Annotated in this window: 21 protein-coding genes; 9 read left to right on the top strand and 12 right to left on the bottom strand. The window is 62.2% G+C overall.

What is annotated here, in order from left to right; translation table 11 throughout:
- Positions 1 to 10: 10 nt before the first annotated feature.
- From ccmE to OIM99_RS25810, 5 genes are read right to left on the bottom strand one after another with little or no spacing between them, the layout of a single operon-like run.
- Complete coding sequence (gene ccmE, locus OIM99_RS25830; RefSeq protein ID WP_311853400.1) at positions 11 to 457, bottom strand: cytochrome c maturation protein CcmE; 447 nt, start codon at positions 455 to 457, stop codon at positions 11 to 13.
- Positions 458 to 459: 2 nt separating this feature from the next.
- Positions 460 to 1,575, bottom strand: coding sequence for a c-type cytochrome biogenesis protein CcmI (ccmI, locus tag OIM99_RS25825; RefSeq protein WP_311853399.1), 1,116 nt, complete (start codon positions 1,573 to 1,575; stop codon positions 460 to 462).
- Positions 1,576 to 1,634: 59 nt separating this feature from the next.
- Positions 1,635 to 3,014 (bottom strand): ATP-binding protein, encoded by a 1,380-nt coding sequence (locus OIM99_RS25820; protein ID WP_311853398.1) that lies wholly within the window; start codon positions 3,012 to 3,014, stop codon positions 1,635 to 1,637.
- A gap of 5 nt (positions 3,015 to 3,019) precedes the next feature.
- Entirely contained in the window at positions 3,020 to 3,715 is a 696-nt protein-coding gene (locus tag OIM99_RS25815; RefSeq protein WP_311853397.1) for a response regulator transcription factor, read from the bottom strand.
- Positions 3,716 to 3,768: 53 nt separating this feature from the next.
- Entirely contained in the window at positions 3,769 to 4,077 is a 309-nt protein-coding gene (locus tag OIM99_RS25810) for a hypothetical protein (RefSeq protein ID WP_311853396.1), read from the bottom strand.
- A 226-nt stretch (positions 4,078 to 4,303) separates the two neighbouring features.
- On the opposite strand from OIM99_RS25810, the gene OIM99_RS25805 reads away from it, so the two are divergent.
- The 3 genes from OIM99_RS25805 (at position 4,304) to OIM99_RS25795 (ending at position 6,735) form a co-directional block, all read left to right on the top strand.
- Positions 4,304 to 5,044, top strand: coding sequence for a trypsin-like serine protease (locus tag OIM99_RS25805; RefSeq protein ID WP_311853395.1), 741 nt, complete (start codon positions 4,304 to 4,306; stop codon positions 5,042 to 5,044).
- A gap of 8 nt (positions 5,045 to 5,052) precedes the next feature.
- A complete protein-coding gene (locus OIM99_RS25800; RefSeq protein WP_311853394.1) occupies positions 5,053 to 5,886 on the top strand; it encodes a sugar phosphate isomerase/epimerase in 834 nt (277 codons plus the stop codon).
- 141 nt (positions 5,887 to 6,027) lie between these two features.
- Positions 6,028 to 6,735, top strand: coding sequence for a Crp/Fnr family transcriptional regulator (locus OIM99_RS25795; RefSeq protein ID WP_311853393.1), 708 nt, complete (start codon positions 6,028 to 6,030; stop codon positions 6,733 to 6,735).
- A gap of 6 nt (positions 6,736 to 6,741) precedes the next feature.
- Here the strand turns inward: OIM99_RS25795 and OIM99_RS25790 are convergent, their stop codons facing one another.
- Both OIM99_RS25790 and OIM99_RS25785 read right to left on the bottom strand, forming a co-directional pair.
- On the bottom strand, positions 6,742 to 7,932 hold the full coding sequence (locus tag OIM99_RS25790; RefSeq protein ID WP_311853392.1) for an acetyl-CoA C-acyltransferase: 1,191 nt from the start codon (positions 7,930 to 7,932) through the stop codon (positions 6,742 to 6,744).
- Positions 7,933 to 8,086: 154 nt separating this feature from the next.
- A complete protein-coding gene (locus OIM99_RS25785) occupies positions 8,087 to 8,614 on the bottom strand; it encodes a YcgN family cysteine cluster protein (protein WP_311853391.1) in 528 nt (175 codons plus the stop codon).
- 100 nt (positions 8,615 to 8,714) lie between these two features.
- Between OIM99_RS25785 and OIM99_RS25780 the strand changes: the two genes are divergently transcribed.
- Both OIM99_RS25780 and OIM99_RS25775 read left to right on the top strand, forming a co-directional pair.
- A complete protein-coding gene (locus tag OIM99_RS25780; protein WP_311853390.1) occupies positions 8,715 to 10,934 on the top strand; it encodes a PBP1A family penicillin-binding protein in 2,220 nt (739 codons plus the stop codon).
- Positions 10,935 to 11,051: 117 nt separating this feature from the next.
- Entirely contained in the window at positions 11,052 to 12,512 is a 1,461-nt protein-coding gene (locus OIM99_RS25775; RefSeq protein WP_311853389.1) for an NAD(P)/FAD-dependent oxidoreductase, read from the top strand.
- Positions 12,513 to 12,515: 3 nt separating this feature from the next.
- On the opposite strand, the gene OIM99_RS25770 is transcribed toward OIM99_RS25775, so the two are convergent.
- Positions 12,516 to 13,559, bottom strand: coding sequence for a tripartite tricarboxylate transporter substrate-binding protein (locus OIM99_RS25770; RefSeq protein WP_311853388.1), 1,044 nt, complete (start codon positions 13,557 to 13,559; stop codon positions 12,516 to 12,518).
- A gap of 192 nt (positions 13,560 to 13,751) precedes the next feature.
- Between OIM99_RS25770 and OIM99_RS25765 the strand changes: the two genes are divergently transcribed.
- Positions 13,752 to 14,330, top strand: a complete 579-nt coding sequence (locus OIM99_RS25765) for a DUF1214 domain-containing protein (RefSeq protein ID WP_311853387.1) — start codon at positions 13,752 to 13,754, stop codon at positions 14,328 to 14,330.
- Entirely contained in the window at positions 14,327 to 14,920 is a 594-nt protein-coding gene (locus OIM99_RS25760) for a hypothetical protein (RefSeq protein ID WP_311853386.1), read from the top strand. Before OIM99_RS25765 ends, OIM99_RS25760 begins: the two co-directional genes overlap by 4 nt.
- A 434-nt stretch (positions 14,921 to 15,354) precedes the next feature.
- Here the strand turns inward: OIM99_RS25760 and OIM99_RS25755 are convergent, their stop codons facing one another.
- Genes OIM99_RS25755 through OIM99_RS25745 form a run of 3 tightly spaced genes read right to left on the bottom strand, consistent with a single transcriptional unit; the run spans position 15,355 to position 18,201 of the window.
- The gene (locus OIM99_RS25755) at positions 15,355 to 15,702 is read right to left on the bottom strand and encodes a DUF1491 family protein (RefSeq protein ID WP_311853385.1); all 348 of its coding nucleotides are present in this window, start codon (positions 15,700 to 15,702) and stop codon (positions 15,355 to 15,357) included.
- Between the two features lie 2 nt (positions 15,703 to 15,704).
- A complete protein-coding gene (locus OIM99_RS25750; RefSeq protein WP_311853384.1) occupies positions 15,705 to 16,418 on the bottom strand; it encodes a peptidoglycan-binding protein in 714 nt (237 codons plus the stop codon).
- Complete coding sequence (locus OIM99_RS25745; RefSeq protein WP_311853383.1) at positions 16,411 to 18,201, bottom strand: PAS domain-containing sensor histidine kinase; 1,791 nt, start codon at positions 18,199 to 18,201, stop codon at positions 16,411 to 16,413. Before OIM99_RS25745 ends, OIM99_RS25750 begins: the two co-directional genes overlap by 8 nt.
- Positions 18,202 to 18,568: 367 nt before the next feature.
- Between OIM99_RS25745 and OIM99_RS25740 the strand changes: the two genes are divergently transcribed.
- Both OIM99_RS25740 and OIM99_RS25735 read left to right on the top strand, forming a co-directional pair.
- Entirely contained in the window at positions 18,569 to 18,853 is a 285-nt protein-coding gene (locus tag OIM99_RS25740; protein WP_311853382.1) for a hypothetical protein, read from the top strand.
- A gap of 197 nt (positions 18,854 to 19,050) precedes the next feature.
- Positions 19,051 to 19,476, top strand: coding sequence for a SufE family protein (locus tag OIM99_RS25735; protein ID WP_311853381.1), 426 nt, complete (start codon positions 19,051 to 19,053; stop codon positions 19,474 to 19,476).
- A gap of 71 nt (positions 19,477 to 19,547) precedes the next feature.
- Here the strand turns inward: OIM99_RS25735 and OIM99_RS25730 are convergent, their stop codons facing one another.
- Entirely contained in the window at positions 19,548 to 19,964 is a 417-nt protein-coding gene (locus OIM99_RS25730) for a MucR family transcriptional regulator (protein WP_311853380.1), read from the bottom strand.
- Positions 19,965 to 20,207: the final 243 nt, after the last annotated feature.

The raw sequence follows: 20,207 nt of genomic DNA, 5'->3' as shown, positions 1-20,207 counted from the left end.
CGCGGCGCGCTCATTTCTTCGGTTCGTTCGGCTGCCAGTGGCCCTGCTTCTTCAACGCATCGGCCACTTCGCGCGGCATATAGTTCTCGTCGTGCTTGGCGAGCACGGAGTCGGCACGGAAACTCGTCGGGCTGACCAGCACGCCTTCGGCGACGACGCCCTGCCCTTCGCGGAAAAGGTCCGGCAGCAGCCCCGTGTAAGACACGCTGACCTCGCGCTCCGCATCGGCGACGACAAAAGTGACGGAGCGGTTTTCGCCGCGTACGATCGAGCCTTGCTTGATGAGACCGCCCAGGCGCATGCGCGTGCCAGGGGGCGGCGCCTTGGAGGCGATCTCGGCCGGCGAATAGAAGAAAACAATATTGTCGCGCAGAGCGAACATGGTGAGACCGGCGGCAACGAAGAGGACGCCGAGCGCACTGCCGATCAAGATCAGCCGGCGTTGCTTGCGGGTCATCATCAGCCTCCCAATCCCAACTCGCTGGCCATGGCCTCGACGCGGGCGCGCGCCTCGTTGTCATCAGCCAAAGCCTTGCGGGCCTGCGCCAGTGCCGCGCGGGCATCGTCGGGCTGTTTCAAAACCATATAGGCCCGGATCAACATCGCCCAGCCGTTACCGTCACGCCCATCCTGGGCAAGCCGCGCGGCAAGATTGGCGACCATGCCGCGAATGGCCGTGTCGCGATCGGCATCCGGCAGAGCGGCAATCGCCTGGCCGGCCTCGCTCGAAGGCCTGCCATCGGCCGATGCATCGGCTTCCGGAAGGCCCAGTTCGCGGATGCGCTCGCGCACGACACCAGCCCATTCGGCATCGACCGGTGCCTCGGCGACGAGCTTCGTCCAAATGTCGCGGGCGCGCGTCTTATCGCCCGCCTGCGCCGCAGCGAGGCCAATATAGAAACGCGCCTGCTGAAACTGCGGCGCCAGAGCCAAGGCCCGTTGAAAAGCCGCAAGGGCTTCCGGCGTGACGTGGCCGTTGGCGGCGAAGACCAGGGCTTCGCCCAGCGACGTCTCGCGCATCGGACTCGCGCCCAGCGTCCGCACCACATTGGCCCAAGCCTTGGCGGCGTCATCGTAACGGCCAAGGCGCAAATAAACCGGCGCGATCACTTCATAGCCGCGGCCGTCATCGGGATTCTTTGCCAGATGCGCTTCGATGCGGGCGATCGCCATCATCAAGTCTGGCGTATCCGGCGGCGCCTGTCGGCGCGCTTCAAGCGGCAGGTCGGGCACGTCGGGATTGCCGATGCGAGCGTAGAGGCCAAGCGACACGCCGCCGATGATCACGATGCTGGCCAGGGCCGCGATGCGCCGGCGCCAGGTGGTGCCCGACGTGGCCGCGTTGTCCTCGCGCGCCCCTTCGGTGCGCATCAGGCGGCGAGCCGCCTCAGCACGCATGGCCCTGGCGTCGGATTCACTGACAAGCCCACGCTGGAGGTCGGTGTCGATGCCCGCCAGTTCGCTGCGATAGAAAGCGGTGTCGCCGTCCGACGAGGCGCCGCGCGCGCGCGACAGCGGCCACAGAACGCCGATCGCGGCAAGCCCGGTCAGAACAGCGAAAACGACCCAGATCATGGCGCGGTTTCTGTCATGGCTTGATGGCGAATGAAAGCCGCCACAAGGTCACATCCTCATCAAGATGGGGCGATTTCACCCGCCGGCAGGCGCAAAACCGCCCGTAACCCGCCCATGGACGCCTCTTCCAGGCGCAAAGTGCCGCCATAGACCCTTGCCAGATCGGCAACGATGGAGAGGCCGAGGCCCGAGCCGGGCTTGGTTTCGTCCAGACGCCGGCCCCGGGTCATCGCCTCCTCGCGCCGTTCCGGCGGCAGGCCGGGGCCATCGTCCTCGACGCTGATTTCGATGAATTCGTCGGGACGCCGGAACGCCCGTACGGCGACCTGGCTCGCGGCCCATTTGCCGGCATTGTCGATGAGATTGCCGGCCATATCCTCGAAATCCTGCCGCTCGCCGCGAAAGCGCAGGCCGGGCGCACCGTCAAAGTCGAAATCCACCCGGCTGTGCAGCTTCTCGAAGGTGCGCATCAAGGCATCGAGCGACGGTTCCACCTCGGTAATGGCACCGATCACGCTGGAGCGGGCGGCCTGCCGCGCGCGGTCGAGATAGTAGGTCACCTGATCGCGCATCACTTCGACCTGCTCGCGCACCTTGCCGCCCAATGGCGAAGCATCGGTGGTCGCTTCATTGGAGATGACGCTCAAGGGCGTTTTCAACGCATGGGCGAGATTGCCGACCTGGGTGCGGGCGCGCTCGACCACTTCGCGGTTCGAGGCGATGAGCAGATTGAGTTCGCCGGCCAGAGGCGCAAGATCCTGCGGATAAGACCCCGCGATCTTCTCGCCATCGCCACGCCGGATGGCGGCCACTTCGCCGCGCAGCAAGCGCAGAGGCCGCAGGCCGAAGCGCACCTGCAAAGCCGTCGTGCCGACGAGCGCCAGGGCCAGAATGCCAAAGGCCAGCGCCAAGGTGAGCGTGAACTTGCGGATTTCGAGTTCCACATCCTCGTTGGTCGCCGCGACCTGGACGAGATAGGTGCCGTCATCGCCGACATCGATGACCCGCTCGATCATCCGAAGATTGCGACCGTCAGGCCCTTCGATATAGCCCTTGCGCAGGCCGCTCTGATCAGCGCGCACGCCGATGTCGGCGAGGCGCGGCAGGCGCGAGGCAAAGAGCGAGCGCGACGCGCGCATCTGCGGCGTGGCGCCATCCATGCGCGTTACCTGCCAGTACCAGCCAGAGCGGGTGAGTTCGAACAGAGGTTCGCCAAGCTGGCCAGGGCTGGTCGGCGCTTCATCGCCGCTCAGCGCCACATCGGCGACCAAAGCTTTCAGATAAACCGACAGGCGATCGTCGAAAGCCTGTTCTGTTGTCTGCCGGAAAGCGGCGACGAGGCCTGCGCCGGCGATGAGCAGCAGCAGCACGCTCCAGAACGCCGCGGACAGGAAAAGACGTGTCGGGATCGACAGCGCATCGCGGCGCGGCAGGGCCATCGCGCCTATCTGCTCGATTTGGCCGGAGAAGCCGGCGGCTCGCCTGGCGGCGCGATCAGATAGCCCAAGCCACGGATGGTTTGCAGCACTTCGACACCGAGCTTCTTGCGCAGGCGTCCGACGAACACTTCGATCGTGTTCGAGTCGCGATCGAAATCCTGATCGTAAAGATGTTCGACCAGTTCGGTGCGGGAGACGATACGGCCGGCATGATGCATCAGATAAGCAAGCAGGCGGTATTCATGCGAGGTGAGGCGGATCGGATTGCCATCGACGACGACGCGCCCTGCCTTGGTATCGAGCCGCACCGGGCCGCACACCAATTCGCTCGTCGCATGGCCGGCAGCGCGGCGCACCAGGGCGCGCAAACGCGCCAGCACTTCTTCCATATGGAAGGGCTTGGCGACATAATCGTCGGCGCCCGCATCGAAGCCTTCGACCTTGTCGCTCCAGCGATCGCGGGCGGTGAGCATCAACACCGGCGTCTTGCGGCCGGCGGAACGCCATTCCTCCAAAACGGTGATGCCGTCCTTCTTGGGCAGGCCGATGTCGAGAATGATCGCGTCATAAGGCTCGGTCTCGCCGAGGAAGTGCCCCTCCTCGCCGTCAAACGCCGTGTCGACCGCATAGCCCGCCTGTTCCAAGGCGGTGACAAGCTGACGATTCAGATCCTTGTCATCCTCAATAACCAGCAGTCGCAACAGACCCGCTCCTTCAATTATCCAGGGCCGCCATCACCTAGCGCCGCTATTACCTAGGGCTGCGAAATCGGCTTGCCGTCCACGGCATCAAGATAGATGCGGACGACCTTCCCATCGCGACGCAGCAGCGCCATCTCATATACGTATTTGTCGTCCCATCGACAAAGGCGCGACCGCAACGGTTCGCCACCGGCGGTGCGGGCAGCATTGCGGAGCATGGCAAAAGGATCGGCAAGCTTGCGCTCTTGCACGGCGGTGCGCGTCTCGGAAGGCGACAGACAGGTGTGCGCGGCCCGTTCGGCGCCCAAGGCGGGCGGCGCGGACATGTGACCCATCATTGCCAGTACGAGCAGGATTTGCATCGCCCGATCCTGCCTCAATTCCTCTGAACCCTAGATGAACTCCCACACCATCACAAGAAATTCAAAGTGTTAGCCAAGGCCTCTGTCCACCGCCTGGGGCAAATTTCGAACACAGACCGGCCGAAGATGGTGAATCGAGCGGCGACCGACCGAATCTTCGCCCTCGAATCAATATTTGGCCGCCGCGCGCCATCGGGCTACACAGCGCCTCAAGGAGTATTCGTTGATGAAATCCGTCCGCCTGCTGCTGGCCTCTTTGTGTCTCCTGTCGATCCCCGCAACGAGCTGGGCCCTGGTCGGTCCCTCGCAGGACGGTGGTGGACTGGGGGCGCATACGGTGATGCTGCTCAAACGGTCCGGCAAGGCCTCCGGCTTCTGTACCGGCGTGGTGCTAACCCGCGAGATCGTGCTCACGGCGGGCCATTGCGCCCATGGCGCCAGCGATCTCGCCGTCTATCTCAACGAAGGCGGCGCCCCGACCGTCATTCCCATCAACGGCTCGGTGATCCATCCGGAATTCCGCGCCGATGCGATCAAGACGCGGCAGCGCTCCATCGATCTGGCTTTGGTGCGCCTGTCGAAGCCCCTGCCCGCCTCCCTGTCGCCGGCACGCCTGTCGTCGCGCCAATCGGTTTCCACCGGCGATACGTTCCGCATCGCCGGTTTCGGTTTGACGCGCGAAGGTGATGGACGCTCGGCCGGCACCTTGCGCAGCGGCACCATTGCCGCGCGCGCACCGCTTTCCTCGATCCTGCTATGGGCCGAAGATCCCCGCCATGGCGGCTTTGGCGCCTGCACCGGCGATTCCGGTGGTCCGATCTTTTCGGAAGACGGCAGCGAAGTCGTCGCCGTCACCGTCTGGTCGCGCGGCAGCGGCGGCAAACAATGCGGCGAACTCACACAAGGCGCGCTGATCGGCCCGCAGCGCGGCTGGATCGATCAAGCCCTGACCCGATTGACACGCTGAACATGACGATGAACGACAACGACTCTTCCAACGCTCTCTCTCTCGCCGCCCTGACCATCCTCGATGCCGGCCCCATCGGGCAAGTGCGCGCTGCAGCGGAAGCCGGCTTCACCTCGGTGGGCCTGCGCCTGCAACCCTTGCTGCCAACCGATGTCGCCGTCGTCGGCGATGCAAGCGCCATGAACGAGCTGGCGCACCTCATCGCGCAAACCAAAATGCGCGTGCTCGAAGTCGGCGTCTTTCCGCTCAAGGCTGGCATGGATCTGGAATCGCTCGGCCCGGTGCTGAGCTTCAGCCACAAGCTCGGCGCCCGTTACATCGTCTGTCCCGTGGAGGATGACGATAAGAAGCGCCGCGCCGAGACATTCGCTGAGTTGTGCGATCTGGCAGAAACCTGCGCTCTCGAAGCCCTGGTGGAATTCAATCCCTACAGCGCGTGCCGCTCTCTCAGTGAGGCTTACGAACTTGTCACGAAGGCCGATCGGCCGAATGGCAAGCTGCTAATCGACGCCTTTCATCTGTCGCGCTCTGGCGCCCATCCGCTCGATTTGCGGTCGGTTCCCAAAGATCTGCTGGCATTGGTGCATTTATGCGATGCCGAGCCGCTGCCGACGACGCCGCGCAGCGTCGAGGATTTGCGCCGTGAATCGCGCACGGCGCGCCTGCTGCCCGGCGAAGGCAGTCTGTGGCTTAACGCATTGCTCGATGCGCTGCCGCCCGGGATTCCCCTCAGCATCGAGGCGCCGGCGGCCAAGAATGCGCATTTGCCGGCGGCTGAGCGCGCGCGTCTCGCCTTGGTCGCGTCCCAACGCCTGTTGGCGAAGCATGGCCGGACAGAATAGATTTTAGAATTATTCTGATTTCCTGCTTTCCGCTTGACCTGCGAGGCCGCCACGACAAGGCTCGTCAGAGGCAAAGTTCATCAAAAGATTGCCTCAGCATCCTATCCATTCGTCACGACCGATGAGAGTTCCACACATCTGATGTCCGCCACCCTGCCGCCGCTGCCCAAGGAAATGGAAGTTTTGCGCCAGGTGCCGCTGTTCGCGGCCCTCCAGCCCGAAACATTCGCACGGCTGGCGCAAGCGGCACGCATCGAGCGGCACGCCAAAGGCGACATCATTTTCCGCCAGGGCGACACGGCCCAGTCGGCCATCGTCGTGGTCGATGGTTTCGTCAAAGTGTCGCGCCTGTCGGCCAATGGCGATGAAACGCTGATCCACATTTTCGGCCGTGGCGAAAGCGTCGGCGAATCCGCTGTCGTCGCCCGCGATCGCTATTCGACGACGGCGGAGGCTGTTGGCCCGACGGTGGTGGTGCGCGTGCCCGGCGCCTTGTTCATCCAGACGGCGCGTGAATTTCCCGATCTCGCCTTTGCCATCATCAATGAGGCGCAGGCCAAGGTCATCGCGCTGATGGATGAAATCGAAATCTTGAAAGTGCAGACCGCCGATCAGCGCGTGCTGCGCTTTCTGCTGTCGCTGTGTCCGCCGGATGTCGAGACCTGCACGGTGCGCCTGCCCTATACCAAGGGCGACATCGCCGCTTCGCTCGGCCTGAAGCAGGAAACACTTTCACGCTCCTTCGCACGGCTGAAAGCGATCGGCATCGAGATCGATGCACGCCAGGTGACGGTTGCCAGCTTGCGCCGCGTCGAGGAAGAAATCGCGCGGCTCAATCAACTCGTCTAACTTTTCTCAATTCACGCGTTCGATGGCGATCGCCGTGGCTTCGCCGCCACCGATGCACAACGCCGCGACACCGCGCTTGAGATCGCGCGCCTTAAGCGCATGCAGCAAGGTAACGATCAGCCGCGCCCCAGTAGCGCCGATCGGATGACCGAGCGCGCAAGCACCGCCATTCACGTTCAATCGGTCGCGCGCGATGTTGAGGTCCTTGGCGGCGGCCATGGCCACCACGGCGAAAGCTTCGTTGATCTCGAAGAGATCGACATCCCCCACTGACCAGCCGGTCTTGTCGAGCAGTTTGCGAATGGCCGGGATGGGCGCGGTCGTATACCAGGCCGGTTCCTGACTGTGGGTCGCATGCGCCTTGATCTCGGCAAGCACGGGCAGATGGTGACGATCGGCATGGGAGCGGCGCGTCAGGATCAGCGCAGCCGCGCCATCGGCATTGGCGGAGGCGCTGGCCGCCGTAATCGTTCCATCGGCGCGAAACGCCGGCTTGAGGGACGGAATCTTCTCCGGCGACACTTTAAGTGGATGTTCATCCGTATCGACGAGGCGCTCGCCGCCCTTGCCCGGCACGGCGACAGGCGTGATCTCCGATCTGAAAGCGCCGCTCTCCACCGCATCGCGGGCACGCGTCAAAGTCTCGGTGGCGTAAGCATCCTGATCGGCGCGGGTGAATTGATAGGCCTGTACGGCGGCCTCGCCGAAATCGCCCATGGGGCGGCCGCGTTCATAGGCATCTTCAAGCCCGTCGAGCATCATGTGATCGAAGATGCGATCATGACCGACGCGATAGCCGCTGCGGCCCTTGGCCAGGAGATAAGGCGCGTTGGACATAGATTCCATGCCGCCTGCCAGAGCGATCTCGGCCGATCCGGCCAGCAGAAGATCATGCGCCAGCATCGTGGCCTTCATACCTGAGCCGCAGACCTTATTGATGGTGGTGGCGCCAACTTGATCGGGCAGATGCGCGCCGCGCGCCGCCTGCCGCGCCGGGGCTTGTCCTTGTCCGGCCGGCAGGACGCATCCCATCAGCACTTCATCGATCTGTTCGGGCGCCAGGGTCGCACGCTCCAGCGCTGCCTTGATGGCTTGGGCGCCAAGCGCCGGGGCTTCCACGGGAGAGAGATCGCCGAGAAAACGGCCAAGCGGCGTGCGGACGGCGGAAACGATGACGACCGGATCGGAAGCGGACATGGGGCTTCTCCGTGGGGCACTCGGCGGCTTCGATGGTCGCCTTGTGCAATGCAGCTAACATAAAATTATGGTCATAATATAATAAGTCAAGCGTTCCGGATCGTGGGCCGGCAGCCGCTGCCGCCCGGTGGTCAGAATGGCACGTCTGAAAGGGCTAAAATTTGCGCGGCGGCGGTACTTTGCCCGGCCAGCGCACGATGTGATCGAGCAGCTCATCCTCCGGAACATCGTCCTCGGACGGTCCGGCGCGGCCGCGCAGGGAGACGCCGGCCTTATGGACGGTCTCGCGCGAGCCGGAAATCAGATGGTGCCAGGGATAAAGGTCCTTGCCTTCGTCGACCAGGCGATAGGCGCAGGTCGGCGGCAGCCATTTGATCTCGCGCACCCGCTTGGGGGTCAGCTTGATGCAATCAGGCACCTTGGCCTTGCGGCCGGGGTAGTCGGAACAACGGCAGGAGTTTGTCTCGAACAGCCGGCAGACGATATCGGTGAAGTGAATCTTGCCGGTGTCCTCGTCCTCCAGTTTGACGAGGCAGCAGCGGCCGCAGCCGTCGCACAGGGCTTCCCATTCCGCCCGGCTCAGGGCCTCCAGCCCCTTTTTCCAAAACGGTTTGGTTACCGCGGGCGCGGGTTTTGCAGCGACGGCAGGCTTGCGAACCGGTTTTGTTCCATTCTGGGGCATGGACCGGGCATGCGCCTCGGCAAGGCCATCGTCAAGGGGCTCGGCAACGTGGTATATAGAGAACCGATAATTTTACGGGACCGGATCGGGATCCCCGCACGTGTTTGATGATTTTCAGACAACCGGCCTTGGCCAGAAGATCGCCCGCGCGCTTCTCGCCTTCGACGCCTGGATCAATTCGAGCCTTTACGAGAGCGGACAGCAGGCCCGCCAGCGCTACGATGCCTTTGCCGCCTTCATGGATCGCTTCCATGTCTCCGGCTGGCGGAAGGCCGGTGTCGAACTCGCCTGCGAGACGCTGACGCTCGGCCTGGCCGGCGCCGTGCTGATGCTGGCGCTCGCCGTGCCCGCCTTCCAGGAAACCAGCGACGAGGACTGGCTGAAGAAGCAGGATCTCGCCGTCACCTTCCAGGACCGCTATGGCGAGGAAGTCGGCCGGCGCGGCATCAAGCACGACGATTCCCTGCCGCTCGAACAGGTCCCGGATTTCCTGATCCAGGCGGTGCTCGCCACCGAGGACCGGCGCTTCTTCGAACATTATGGCATCGATCCCGTCGGTACTTTACGCGCGTTCACCGTCAACGCCCGCTCCTCGGGCGTGGTGCAGGGCGGTTCGACCATCACCCAGCAGCTCGCCAAGAATCTCTTCCTCAGCAATGAGCGTTCCATCGAGCGCAAGGTGAAGGAAGCCTTCCTGGCGCTGTGGCTCGAGACCCGCCTCACCAAGAACGAAATCCTGAAACTCTATCTCGATCGCGCCTATATGGGCGGCGGCGCTTTCGGTGTGCAGGCGGCGGCGGATTTCTACTTCGGCAAGTCGCTACGCGAGATCAATCTGGCGGAAGCGGCCATGCTGGCCGGCCTGTTCAAGGCGCCGACCAAATTCGCGCCGCACATCAATCTGCCGGCGGCGCGCGCCCGCGCCAATGACGTCTTACAAAATCTGGTCGATGCCGGCTTCATGACCGACGGCCAGGTGTTCATCGCCCGCAAGAATCCCGCCTCCCCCATCGACCGCCATCGCGCCACTTCGCCCGACTGGTATCTCGACTGGGCCTTCGAGGAAGTGAAGAAACTGGCGCAGGCGGGCAAGCTCGGCGACGACCGCGTGCTGACCGTGCGCACGGCACTCGACAGCGGCATTCAGCACCAGGCCGAGAAAGTGCTGGAAGACAATCTGCGCCAATACGGCAAGCAATATCGCGTCAAGCAAGGCGCCATCGTCGTGCTGGAACCCAACGGCGCGGTGCGCGCCATCATTGGCGGTCGCGACTATGGCGCGAGCCAGTTCAACCGCGCGACCGACGCGCTGCGCCAGCCCGGCTCCTCGTTCAAACCCTATGTCTATCTGGCCGCGCTGCTGACCAATAAATTCAAACCCTCGACCATCGTCACGGACGGACCGGTCTGTATCGGCAACTGGTGCCCGAAGAACTATGGCGGCGGCTATGCTGGTTCGATGCCGCTGATCTCGGCGCTCACCCGCTCGATCAATACGATCGCGGTGAAACTGTCGATCGCCATCGGCGATGGCTCGCCCAAGGCCGGGCGTGCCAAGATCGTCGAACTGGCGCGGCGCATGGGCATCACCTCGCCTTTGACCGACACGCCGTCACTGCCGATCGGTGCCGGCGAAGTGACGCCGCTCGAACATGCCAATGCTTATGCGGTGTTCGCCAACGGCGGCAAGCGCGCGCCGGCTTTCGGCGTTGTCGACGTTCGCAATTCGCGCGGCGATCTGATCTATCATCACGATGCCGAAGCGGCGATGACGCAGGTGGTGCCGCCGGCCAAAATCGCCGAGATGAACACCATGCTCATGTCCGTGGTGGAGAACGGCACGGGACGCCGCGCCATTCTTCCCGGCATCAAAGTGGGAGGCAAGACCGGCACGACCAACGGCTATAAGGACGCCTGGTTCATGGGCTTCACCGGCAATTATGTCGGCGCCGTCTGGTACGGCAATGATGATCCAAGCTCGATGAACAATATGACCGGCGGCACCTTGCCGGCACAGACTTGGCACGATGTCATGGAGTTCGCTCATCAAGGCATCGAACTGAAGCCGCTCTACAGCGCGCCGCCGCCGAGCCCAGAGGCGATTGCCGCGGCGCTTGCCAGCGGTGGTGGCCAGGGCACGAGCCTTGGCCAGCCGCAGCGCCCCGTCACCTTGTCGCGCAAATCCTCCGAAACGCTTGGCGCGTTGGAGAGCCTGCTGCGTTCCTCGGCCGAACGGCAGCGCAAGGTCGATGTAATATCGCCGCAAGGCACGATACTGCGTCTGGGTTCCGCCAAGCCGCCGGAAACACTCACGCGTTGAATGGGCCATAGCCCAGAATCAATTGCGTTTTAATGGCAGCCGATCCCGCATTGACTTGCGCGGCTTGGAATGTTGCGATCGTGCGCAAGATCAAGATCAACAGCGGGAGGATGAGCTATGACGGCCGCAAGCGGCGTCAGACAGGCGCTTATCATCGGTGCCGGTTTTGGCGGCGTCGGCATGGCGATCCGCCTCAAGCGCGCCGGCATCGACGATTTCATCATTCTCGAACGGGCTGATGGTGCTGGCGGTGTCTGGCACGCCAATCGTTATCCAGGCGCGGCCTGCGATGTGGAATCGCATCTCTATTCCTATTCCTTCGAGACCAATTTCGATTGGGAACGGCCGCATGGGACGCGCAGCGAGATCCTGCGCTATTTCGACCATTGCCTGCGCAAATACGCGATTGCGCCGCATATCCGCTTCAACACGCCCGTCGAGGCGGCGACGTTCGACGAAGACCAGGGCATCTGGACCGTACAGACGAAAACGGGCGAAACCCTGCGTGCCCGCGCGTTGATTTCTGCCATCGGCCTGTTCAATACGCCGGCCATTCCAAAGCTCGCCGGCATTGAGCAGTTCGAAGGGGAAGCTTTTCATTCAGCTGCCTGGGATGAGGATTTCGATCCACGCGGCCGCCGCATTGCCGTGATCGGCACCGGCTGCAGCGCCGCGCAATTCGTTCCCGAAATCGTTGAACGAGCGGCGCGCCTGGCGGTTTTCCAGCGCACGCCCGCCTTTGTCGGACCGAAAGCGGAAGCTGCGTTCACCCCTGCTCAACGTCGTCTCTATCGGTTGCTACCGATCCTGCGGCGGTTCGACCGGTTGAGCATTTTTCGCCGCTACGAACAGCTTTTTCGTATCCACGAAGATCCGGCTTTTCGTGCCGCGCGTGGCGAAGATGCCCGCGCCTTCGTCGCCGCCCAGGTCAGCAATCCATATAAACGGCAGCAGCTTACCCCCACCTATGATGCCGGCTGCAAGAGAGGTGTGCGTTCAGGTCATTTCTTGAAGGCGCTGGATCGGGATCATGTCGACGTGGTCACGACGCCGATCGCCCGTGTCCACGCGGATGCCATCCAAACCACGGACGGTGTACGTCATCCCGTCGATACGATCATCTATGGCACGGGCTTCACACCCTCCGACTATCTTTCGACGTTTCGGCTGCAGGGCCTCGGCGGCATCACGTTGAGCGAGGCCTGGAAAGAGGGACCGGAAGCTTATCTTGGCATGACGGTCAACGGCTTCCCGAATTTTTTCATGATCTACGGCCCCAACACCAATGCGCCGGCATCGATCATCTACATCATCGAATGTCAGATCGATTACATTCTCAAATGCGTTCAGGCTCTCGCGCGCGGCAAACTGCGCCAGATGAATGTCGCGGCGGAAACCCAAACGACATTCAATGTCGATTTGCAAAAGCAGCTCCGCTCCACTGCCTGGGCCAGCGGCTGCATGAGCTATTTCATGACCGCCGCCGGCAAGATCGTGACGCAATGGCCGGGGGCGAGCCGCAGCTATTGGCTGCGCACCCGCCGCCTCAACATGAAGGACTATCAGACGACGCGGTAAGCGTTACTGGCCTTTCATCACCACTTTGCGGATGCGCTCGCGCTGCTCGGCCGTCACCGTGCCAAGCGCTTTGACCGCCAGGTCGCGCGCCACCTCCGGCTCTTGAAAGGCAATGTAGCGCTGGCTCTTCTCGCCTTCGGCGATCAAAGCCGGATCGGTCAGCGCCCGTTTGACGGCGGCGCGCAACACGGCAAGCCTGGCCGGCGGAACGCCCTGGGTGGTGACGAGAATGCGGCCGAGATCATTGATGGAATTACGGAAATCGAGCCACCAAATCTGATCGTCGTCCAATTTGAAAGACTCAAACACCGTCGGCACGTTGGGCAGCAGTTCCGAACGTTTGCGACCCATCGACAGGAAAGCGCGGGCCTGGCCGGACTTGTCGATCTGCGCTGCGGAGGAATCAGAAACGTAAAGCGCATCCTGCTCGCCACGTTCCATCGCCAAAGCGATCTCGGCGCTGCCCTTATACCCTAAGATGATCTGGCAGTTGAGGCGCAGGGCCTCGCAGGTGATGGCGGCGCCATCGCCCGGCCCATCATTGAGGCCGGTGCCGCCCCAGCGCACGCGCGCACCAGGCTTCAGGACATCGGCTGGCGCCTTGAATGGAGAATCCTTGGCGACGAGCCAGATCCACGGATAGGCGCTGACAATGCCGAGATGTTCCAGCTTGGTCAGATCGTAACGCGCGTTCTGATTGTCGACGATCTGGCCAAGCGCCGCCGGCGTGCCATTGGCGATATGCAGTTGCAGGCCGTCGGGCGGGGAGTTGGCGATGCGATTGAGCGCGACGATGCCGCCGGCGCCGACCTGGTTTTCGACGACCACATTCGCGCCCAGCTCGCGCGCAAGATAAGGCGCAATCATCCGCGCGTAGGTGTCGAACCCGCCACCGACACCAACGCCGACAACGAATTTGATGATCTTGCCTTTGTAGAAGGCGGCCTCATCCTGGGCGGCGGCGGGTGCTGCCGCCAGCAAAAAAGCCGCGACGGCCACCGTGGTCGCTCTAGCAATCTTGGCACTGCTCATGATCTTGGCGATCATTAATATTACTCCTCCCTGGGAGCCGCTTATGGGGCTCTCGATGACCCGACGCGCCTTTGCGCGACCGGGCGTTTTCGGTCCTGCTCTTGCCATGGTTCGCGCCAGCATGGCAATCGTTACCTGGCAATCGTAACTTGGTCACGGCCGACTCAATCGGCGGCGCGAGCGGATTCTGCTTCTGGAGCAAGCGCATTGGCGACGTTTCTGAAATCGCTGCTGGCGGCTGCCATCGGCGTTGCGCTTGGCCTCACGGCGACGTGGTTGGCGGTCGAACGCGGTTATGGTTTCGGTGCCGTCAGCTCCGGCCCCTGGACCGGCTGGCCCAAAACCGGCTCAGACGGTGCCGATCCTTATGCGCGCGCCGTCCTGGCGCGCACTGGCGAGGTTCCGCTCGGCCTGGCCGAGGGCCTAAGCTTCACGGCGCGCACCGATGAAGCGGGCGCCAAGCTCGATCCGACCTGCGATTACATCGTCACCGGCCCCATTCCACCGGCCCGTTACTGGACACTCACCGCGCTGACGCCGCGCGGTCTCGTGATCGACAACGGTGCGGGGCGTACGGGCATCACCTCGGCCGAAATCGTGCGGGCCATGGATGGCTCGTTTGCGATCACCCTCTCGCGTCAGGCGCGGGCCGGCAATTGGCTGCCGCTCGGCAATACATCTGATTTCGTCCTGCTGCTGCGCCTCTATGACACGCCACTCAGTTCCGCCAGTTCGTCCATCGGCACGACACCCATGCCGACTCTGCGCAAGGAACGCTGCGCATGAAGTCGCTGACGAACCTGCGCGAAACCCTGATCGGCAATTCGCCTTGGATCGCCGGCGCCATCATCGTCGCCGGTATCGTCCACATCACGTCGATCTTGGCGATGCCCTATCTCGCGCCGAAAGACGCCTTTGCGCGATTGGAGCAAGCGGCCCCGCTCAACCAGATCACCGTTCTGCCGCAGCCCTCTTCCGCTTCGGCGCTGATGCCCTTCGAAGATCCGGCGACCGTGGTCGCCGTCTGCCGTTACGATCTCAATCAGGCGCCATTGCGCATGCGAGGCCCCTTGTCGGGCGATGGCCTGCTGCTGTTCTCCTTCCACAATCGCTTTGGCACGACGTTCTATTCGATGACCGACAAGGGCGCGCTGCGCGGGCGGCTCGACGTGCTCGTGCTCAATCAAACGCAGTTGGAAGCGGTGGAAGCTTTCGATCCGGAAGACGAACTGCCGCAAGAATTGCGCTTGCTCAGTCCGACGCAACGGGGATTTGTGATTGTCCGTTCATTGGCGCCGGAGCCTGGCAGCCGCCCGCAAGCGCGGGCTCGCATCGGACAGATTGCTTGCGAAGCGGAAGGCAATCGCCGCGATTAGACCCTCATGCGGCTCAACGACAACGCATATCGGCAAAATCGCATTTCTATCGAAACGCGATTTGCCCTAAGCCCGGCGCTTGCGCTTACGCGAACGCTGGCTCGACGTGGATTGTCCTACCCCAGGGCGTGAAGCACCGGGATCGGGTGTAGGTTCGTAACGGACACCGGTGAAGAACAAAATCTCAGCCGCTGTCCCAGAAGCATTCACGCCCCCAGCCGGCGGGCGTTTTGGAGTCGGAAATTGAATCACTATCGCCATTTCGCCAGCTCCGGGACCAAACCGTTCCTTCAAGCAAGCAGAAGCAGAACGATTTAATTAAAGGTTTCGGAAGTTAATAAATAGTCAACACCAGTTTCATTTCCGGACGAGTGCGCGGGCGCACATGCCGGGACATCAGCGGCATGCACGAAACTCAACGAAACTGCGAGATTTTAAGCGCCGGAAGCGAGGTCGAGAAAATTGCGCCCGGCCCGATCCTCGACATCAATGATCCAAATGTCGGGGTCGAAGGCGATCTCGCGCTGCAAACGGGCGCTGATCGATGGTGGGTCCAGCCAGTCTTCGGCGTGCATGCGCGTCCACAGACGCTCCACGCCATCATCGCCAATTTCACTTTGCGGCGCCGGACCGAACAGCGCTTGCTGTCCATCCAGGCGATCGACGACGACAAAGATGGCGCCGGCTTCCTCGGCGCCGCGACGACGCAAGGTGGCATAAGCCCCTTCGACCGTACAACGGCGCAAATAGGCCGACACCCATATGCCAGCCTTGAGCCGCACGATCAGTTGATCTGAATGCCGGAGCGGGTCGCGAGTTCGCGCTGCGTGCGGCCTGATATCTCGCCAGTAAGCGGCAGCTTGCGATCCTGCTCAAACTTTTGAATGGCCTGTTTGGTGCCGCTGCCGAAAATGCCGTCAACGGTGACGGAATAGCCGAGTTTGGCCAGCGCCTTTTGCGCTGCCGTCACGCGTTTGGCGGCCGGGTCGCTCTGGGCCACGGTGGTCGTCGACGCAGCCGGGGCCTGACCCGGCCCCACGGCACCCTTGAGAAGTGCCGCGATCGGGTCATTGCCCCTCGGCTCGCTCGCGACAGGCTTCGGCGGATCGATAAGATCGGAAATACCTCTCGGCGCGGCGACTGGCCGTTGCGGCGCAGCCGCAACTTCGGCAGGGCGCGGCGCTGGTGTCGGCGTCTCGGTGGCCGGAACGACACGCGAAGCCGTCGACGCAGGCTGTGGCGCGGGCGTCGATGCACCGACATGGCCGCCGGAGAACAAGGGCGCGGGATGACGCGCCGTCTGGAAGAACAGCGCGTTGATCACGACGGCCCCCAGCAGCGCCGCCGACGTGAGGATGAGAAAGCGGCGCCAGTTCATCACCAGCAATCCGCGCATGGGCGAGGCGGAACGCGCCTGCGCCTTGGCGGTGGCACGGCCACGATTGCGGCTCGGCGGCGTGTCGAAATCGGGCTCTTCGCGAAGGGCAAGATTACGCAATTTTCTTCACCTGCTGATTGGAACTCGAATGGGCCCGCGCCGCGGTCTGGCCGGCTTCACGGGTCAGCGGGCCGCGGGCAATCGTCGCAATCGTCGCGAGCTTGCCCTTACGCGCTTCCGGCTCCTGCCGACAATCGATCGGCAGTTTCACCGTGACGCGAGTGCCCTCACCCAGACCGCTTTCGATCGTCATTTCGCCGCCATGCAGACCAACGAGACCGCGCACAACCGACAAGCCAAGGCCCGTGCCTTCATAAGGACGATCGTAGCTGTCACGCGCCTGGAAGAAGGGATCGCCGAGACGCGCCAGATCCTTGGCGAGAATGCCAATGCCCGTATCGGCCACAGCGATGGTCAATGCATTGCCTTGCGGACGCACGGCGATCGTCACCGTGCCATTGTTGGGCGTGAACTTCACGGCGTTGGAAAGAAGATTGATGAGCACCTGCTTGATGGCGCGTTTGTCGGCGACGAGTTCGTCCAACCGCTGCGGCACATCCTGCACGATGGAAATATTCGCTTGCTGCGCCTTCAACATCACCATCTTGGTGCATTGATCGATGAGCGGCGCCAGATCGAAGGGCTCCGACACGATGTCGAAACTGCCGGCTTGAATCTTCGAAATATCGAGGATCGAGTTGACGACGGCGAGAAGATGCTCACCCGAGGAATGGATGATGTTGGCATATTCCTGCCGCTTCGCCGGATCCTGCGGTGCAAGTTCTTCAGTCCCGAGAATTTCGGAAAAGCCGATGATGGCGTTCAGCGGCGTGCGCAGCTCATGGCTGACATTGGCCAGGAAACGGTCTTTCCAATGGCTGGCGCGCTCGGCCTTCTGCAAGGCCTCGTCAAGCTGAACGGCATGCAGTTTGGCCAAGGAGACGTCGCGCAACACGGCGATCACGCCATGATCGCGTTTCAGGTCGAGCCGGCGCAGGCGCATTTCGATCCAGGCGAAAGACGGATCCGTCGGCTGCCCGCGATCGTCGACGACCGCGGCGGCGCGCAACCGCACTTCGATCGGCGCGATCGCGCCGAAAGCCGCGGCATCGGACACCGCCTTGAGAAAAGCCGGACGATCGGCGACGTGAATGCGTTCGAACAGGCCGCGCCCTATGACGTCACGCGCCGTCAGGCCCGGCCCTTCGAAACGTTCGCTGGAGACGAAGGTCACCGCGCCGGATCGATCGAGGCGAATGACGAAATCGCCGATCGCCTGTGTCAGCGCTTGATATTGAATCTCGTTGTTGCGCTCGCTGTCGCGGCGCGCGCGGTGCAATTTCAATCCGGCCAGCGCCACGGCACCCGCATAAATGACGGCGACCACCAGCAGCAGCGCCGCGACGTGATCCTGCGACGGGCTGGCCGCGGCCGTCCATTGCGTGACACGAGCGAAATGCAGACCAGCCAATGCCCCAATGGCGCCGATACAGGCCATGATGATCAGCCTGGCGTGCATCGAGAACATCGCTTCGAGCGGCACCAGAATGAGCCAGACGGCGGCCACGCTATGAAGCGAGCCGGATTTCAAACCGAGAAGCGTCGCGAAGGCCAGCATGGCCGCGGCTGAAATGCTCTGACACAGCAACAGCCGGCCAGTCGTCGATACGATCATGGCGGTGACGGGCGGCACCAGGAGCAGCGCCAGCAGAGCCGTATCCCAAAGCGAGGGCGCACCATAGAGCGCCAGATAGATCGGCACGAAAGCCAGGCCCACGGCACCGAGCAGAAGACGGCTGGCAATAAAGAGACGATGGCCGATGTGATCTATCGGCTGGGTCACACTCGCGTGCACCAGTCCACCGATCCGATCCCACAATCCGCTGAGGAAGGACACACCGTTACTCGTAAGCCATCTCCGCCCCAGTGGCGGGTACGGCTCACCTTCGCAGGGCGACCTTATTGAACCCTAAACCGCCATCGGCCGAAGCCACGAAAAGCCCTTTCCGGCAGCGGATTTAGGCCCGCGAAGAACCGAAAACTGCCTGCATGGTTTAGAAGACCTTGCCGATTTATGGCGCTTGCGCATCACCATGGTGAACGGACCGTTGCCAACACGTGTCGGATTTGCGCGAAGGATTTGACGTCAATTTGAAGGGTCGTCGGCATCATCGCGATGTCCGCCAATTCCGGCGGCGCAGAGAGCCGACATGTTGTTTCTCGCTCGCAGTGTCTTCTGGCTTGGTCTTGTCTTCTCCTGGATTCCCTGGAGCGGCGGCGACGGTGCCGTGACCGGCCCGCGCGAGGCAGCGGCAACTCTGGTGCGCCAGGCGGCCGAGAGCGTTCCCGGCGAGATCAGCCGTTTCTGCCAATCCTCCCCCCGCTCGTGCCGGGACGTGGCGGCCAAGGCCGGCAAGGTTCTGACCATCGAATCGCTGATCGAGGCGGATGCCGCCCAATTGCTGGCCGAGCAAACTGGTCCACGGCTGCAATAGGTATTTCCTAGCATTCATTTTGACGCTCACTCTGCGTCATAGTATTTCTACCGTAGTATTTTTACTTTCACCTCGTTTGGCTTCGCTGGACCGTGCAGGCCCAATTTCAGCAAAAATATCGGAATTGCGTGCGATTTGTCGCTGGCGCCAGCGCGTCGGCTCTTCCATATAGGCCAAGAAAAGGACAACAAGTGCCCATGGCCGACCTGCAGAGCATCATCGACGATTTCGAACTGATCGACGATTGGGAAGATCGCTATCGCTATGTCATCGACCTCGGCCGGACGCTCGATCCCTTGCCGGAAGAGGCCCATAACGAAGCCAATAAGGTGCATGGCTGCGCCAGCCAGGTCTGGCTGCAGACCCACGTGGCCGATGGCGCCGACGGACCGGTCTTGAACTTCCTCGCCGACAGCGATGCTCATATCGTGCGCGGCCTGGTCGCCATCATCCTGTCGATCTATTCGGGCCACCGCGCCCGGGACATTCTGGAAACCGATGCTTTGGCGATCTTCCGGCAACTGGGTCTGATCGAACATCTGACGCCGCAGCGTTCCAACGGCGTACGCGCCATGGTGGAGCGTATCCGGCGGGAAGCAAACGCCGCGCTAACAGCCGCTTGAAGAAGTAAAACTGTAAATAAAAAAGCCGCCGTGAACCACGGCGGCTTTTTTAATCTTAGTATAGCAAGGTTTTATCGGCCGCCGCGACGCTGCTGGCCCAGGCCCATTTCTTTGGCCAACTGGGAGCGTGCCTTGGCGTAATTGGGCGCCACCATCGGATAGTCCGTCGGCAGACCCCATTTCTCGCGGTATTGCTCGGGGCTCATGTTGTATTGCGAGCGCAGATGCCGGCGCAACGACTTGAAGCGCTTACCGTCTTCCAAACAAATGATATAGTCGTCGTGGACCGAGCGACGGGCCGATACTGCCGGCTTGGGCGGCTCGACAACCTTCGGGACCGAAGAAGAACTGCCAATTCGCTGCAGTGCGGAATGAACTTCCGCGATCAGATTCGGCAGCTCGGTCATCGGAACGGGGTTATTACCTACGTAGGCCGACACAATGTCCGCCGCGAGTTCGATAAAGTTGGAACCGTCGGTGTCATTCATGGATTTTTTCACCTAAACAATATTCTAAGAATCAATGCATGTCGTGCAATAAACTTACACTAACCAAGGCACAAAGCTACCTTTATAGCAATATACTTTCGCAACAAAGGGCAAAATGAAGTTGTCAAAGACAAACTTCACGCCTCATCTTCAATCGTCACACGATCAAACGTCTATTACTTAAATACATGGTTTCACTGCTGTCCGCGCCACAACCGTGGATTATCCTGCTGGATCGCCGCC

Source organism: Methylocella sp. CPCC 101449 (genome assembly GCF_031921685.1).
GTDB lineage: Bacteria > Pseudomonadota > Alphaproteobacteria > Rhizobiales > Beijerinckiaceae > Terripilifer.
Note: the sequence above shows the minus strand (reverse complement) of the source record. Positions and strands in the feature narration are given on the sequence as shown.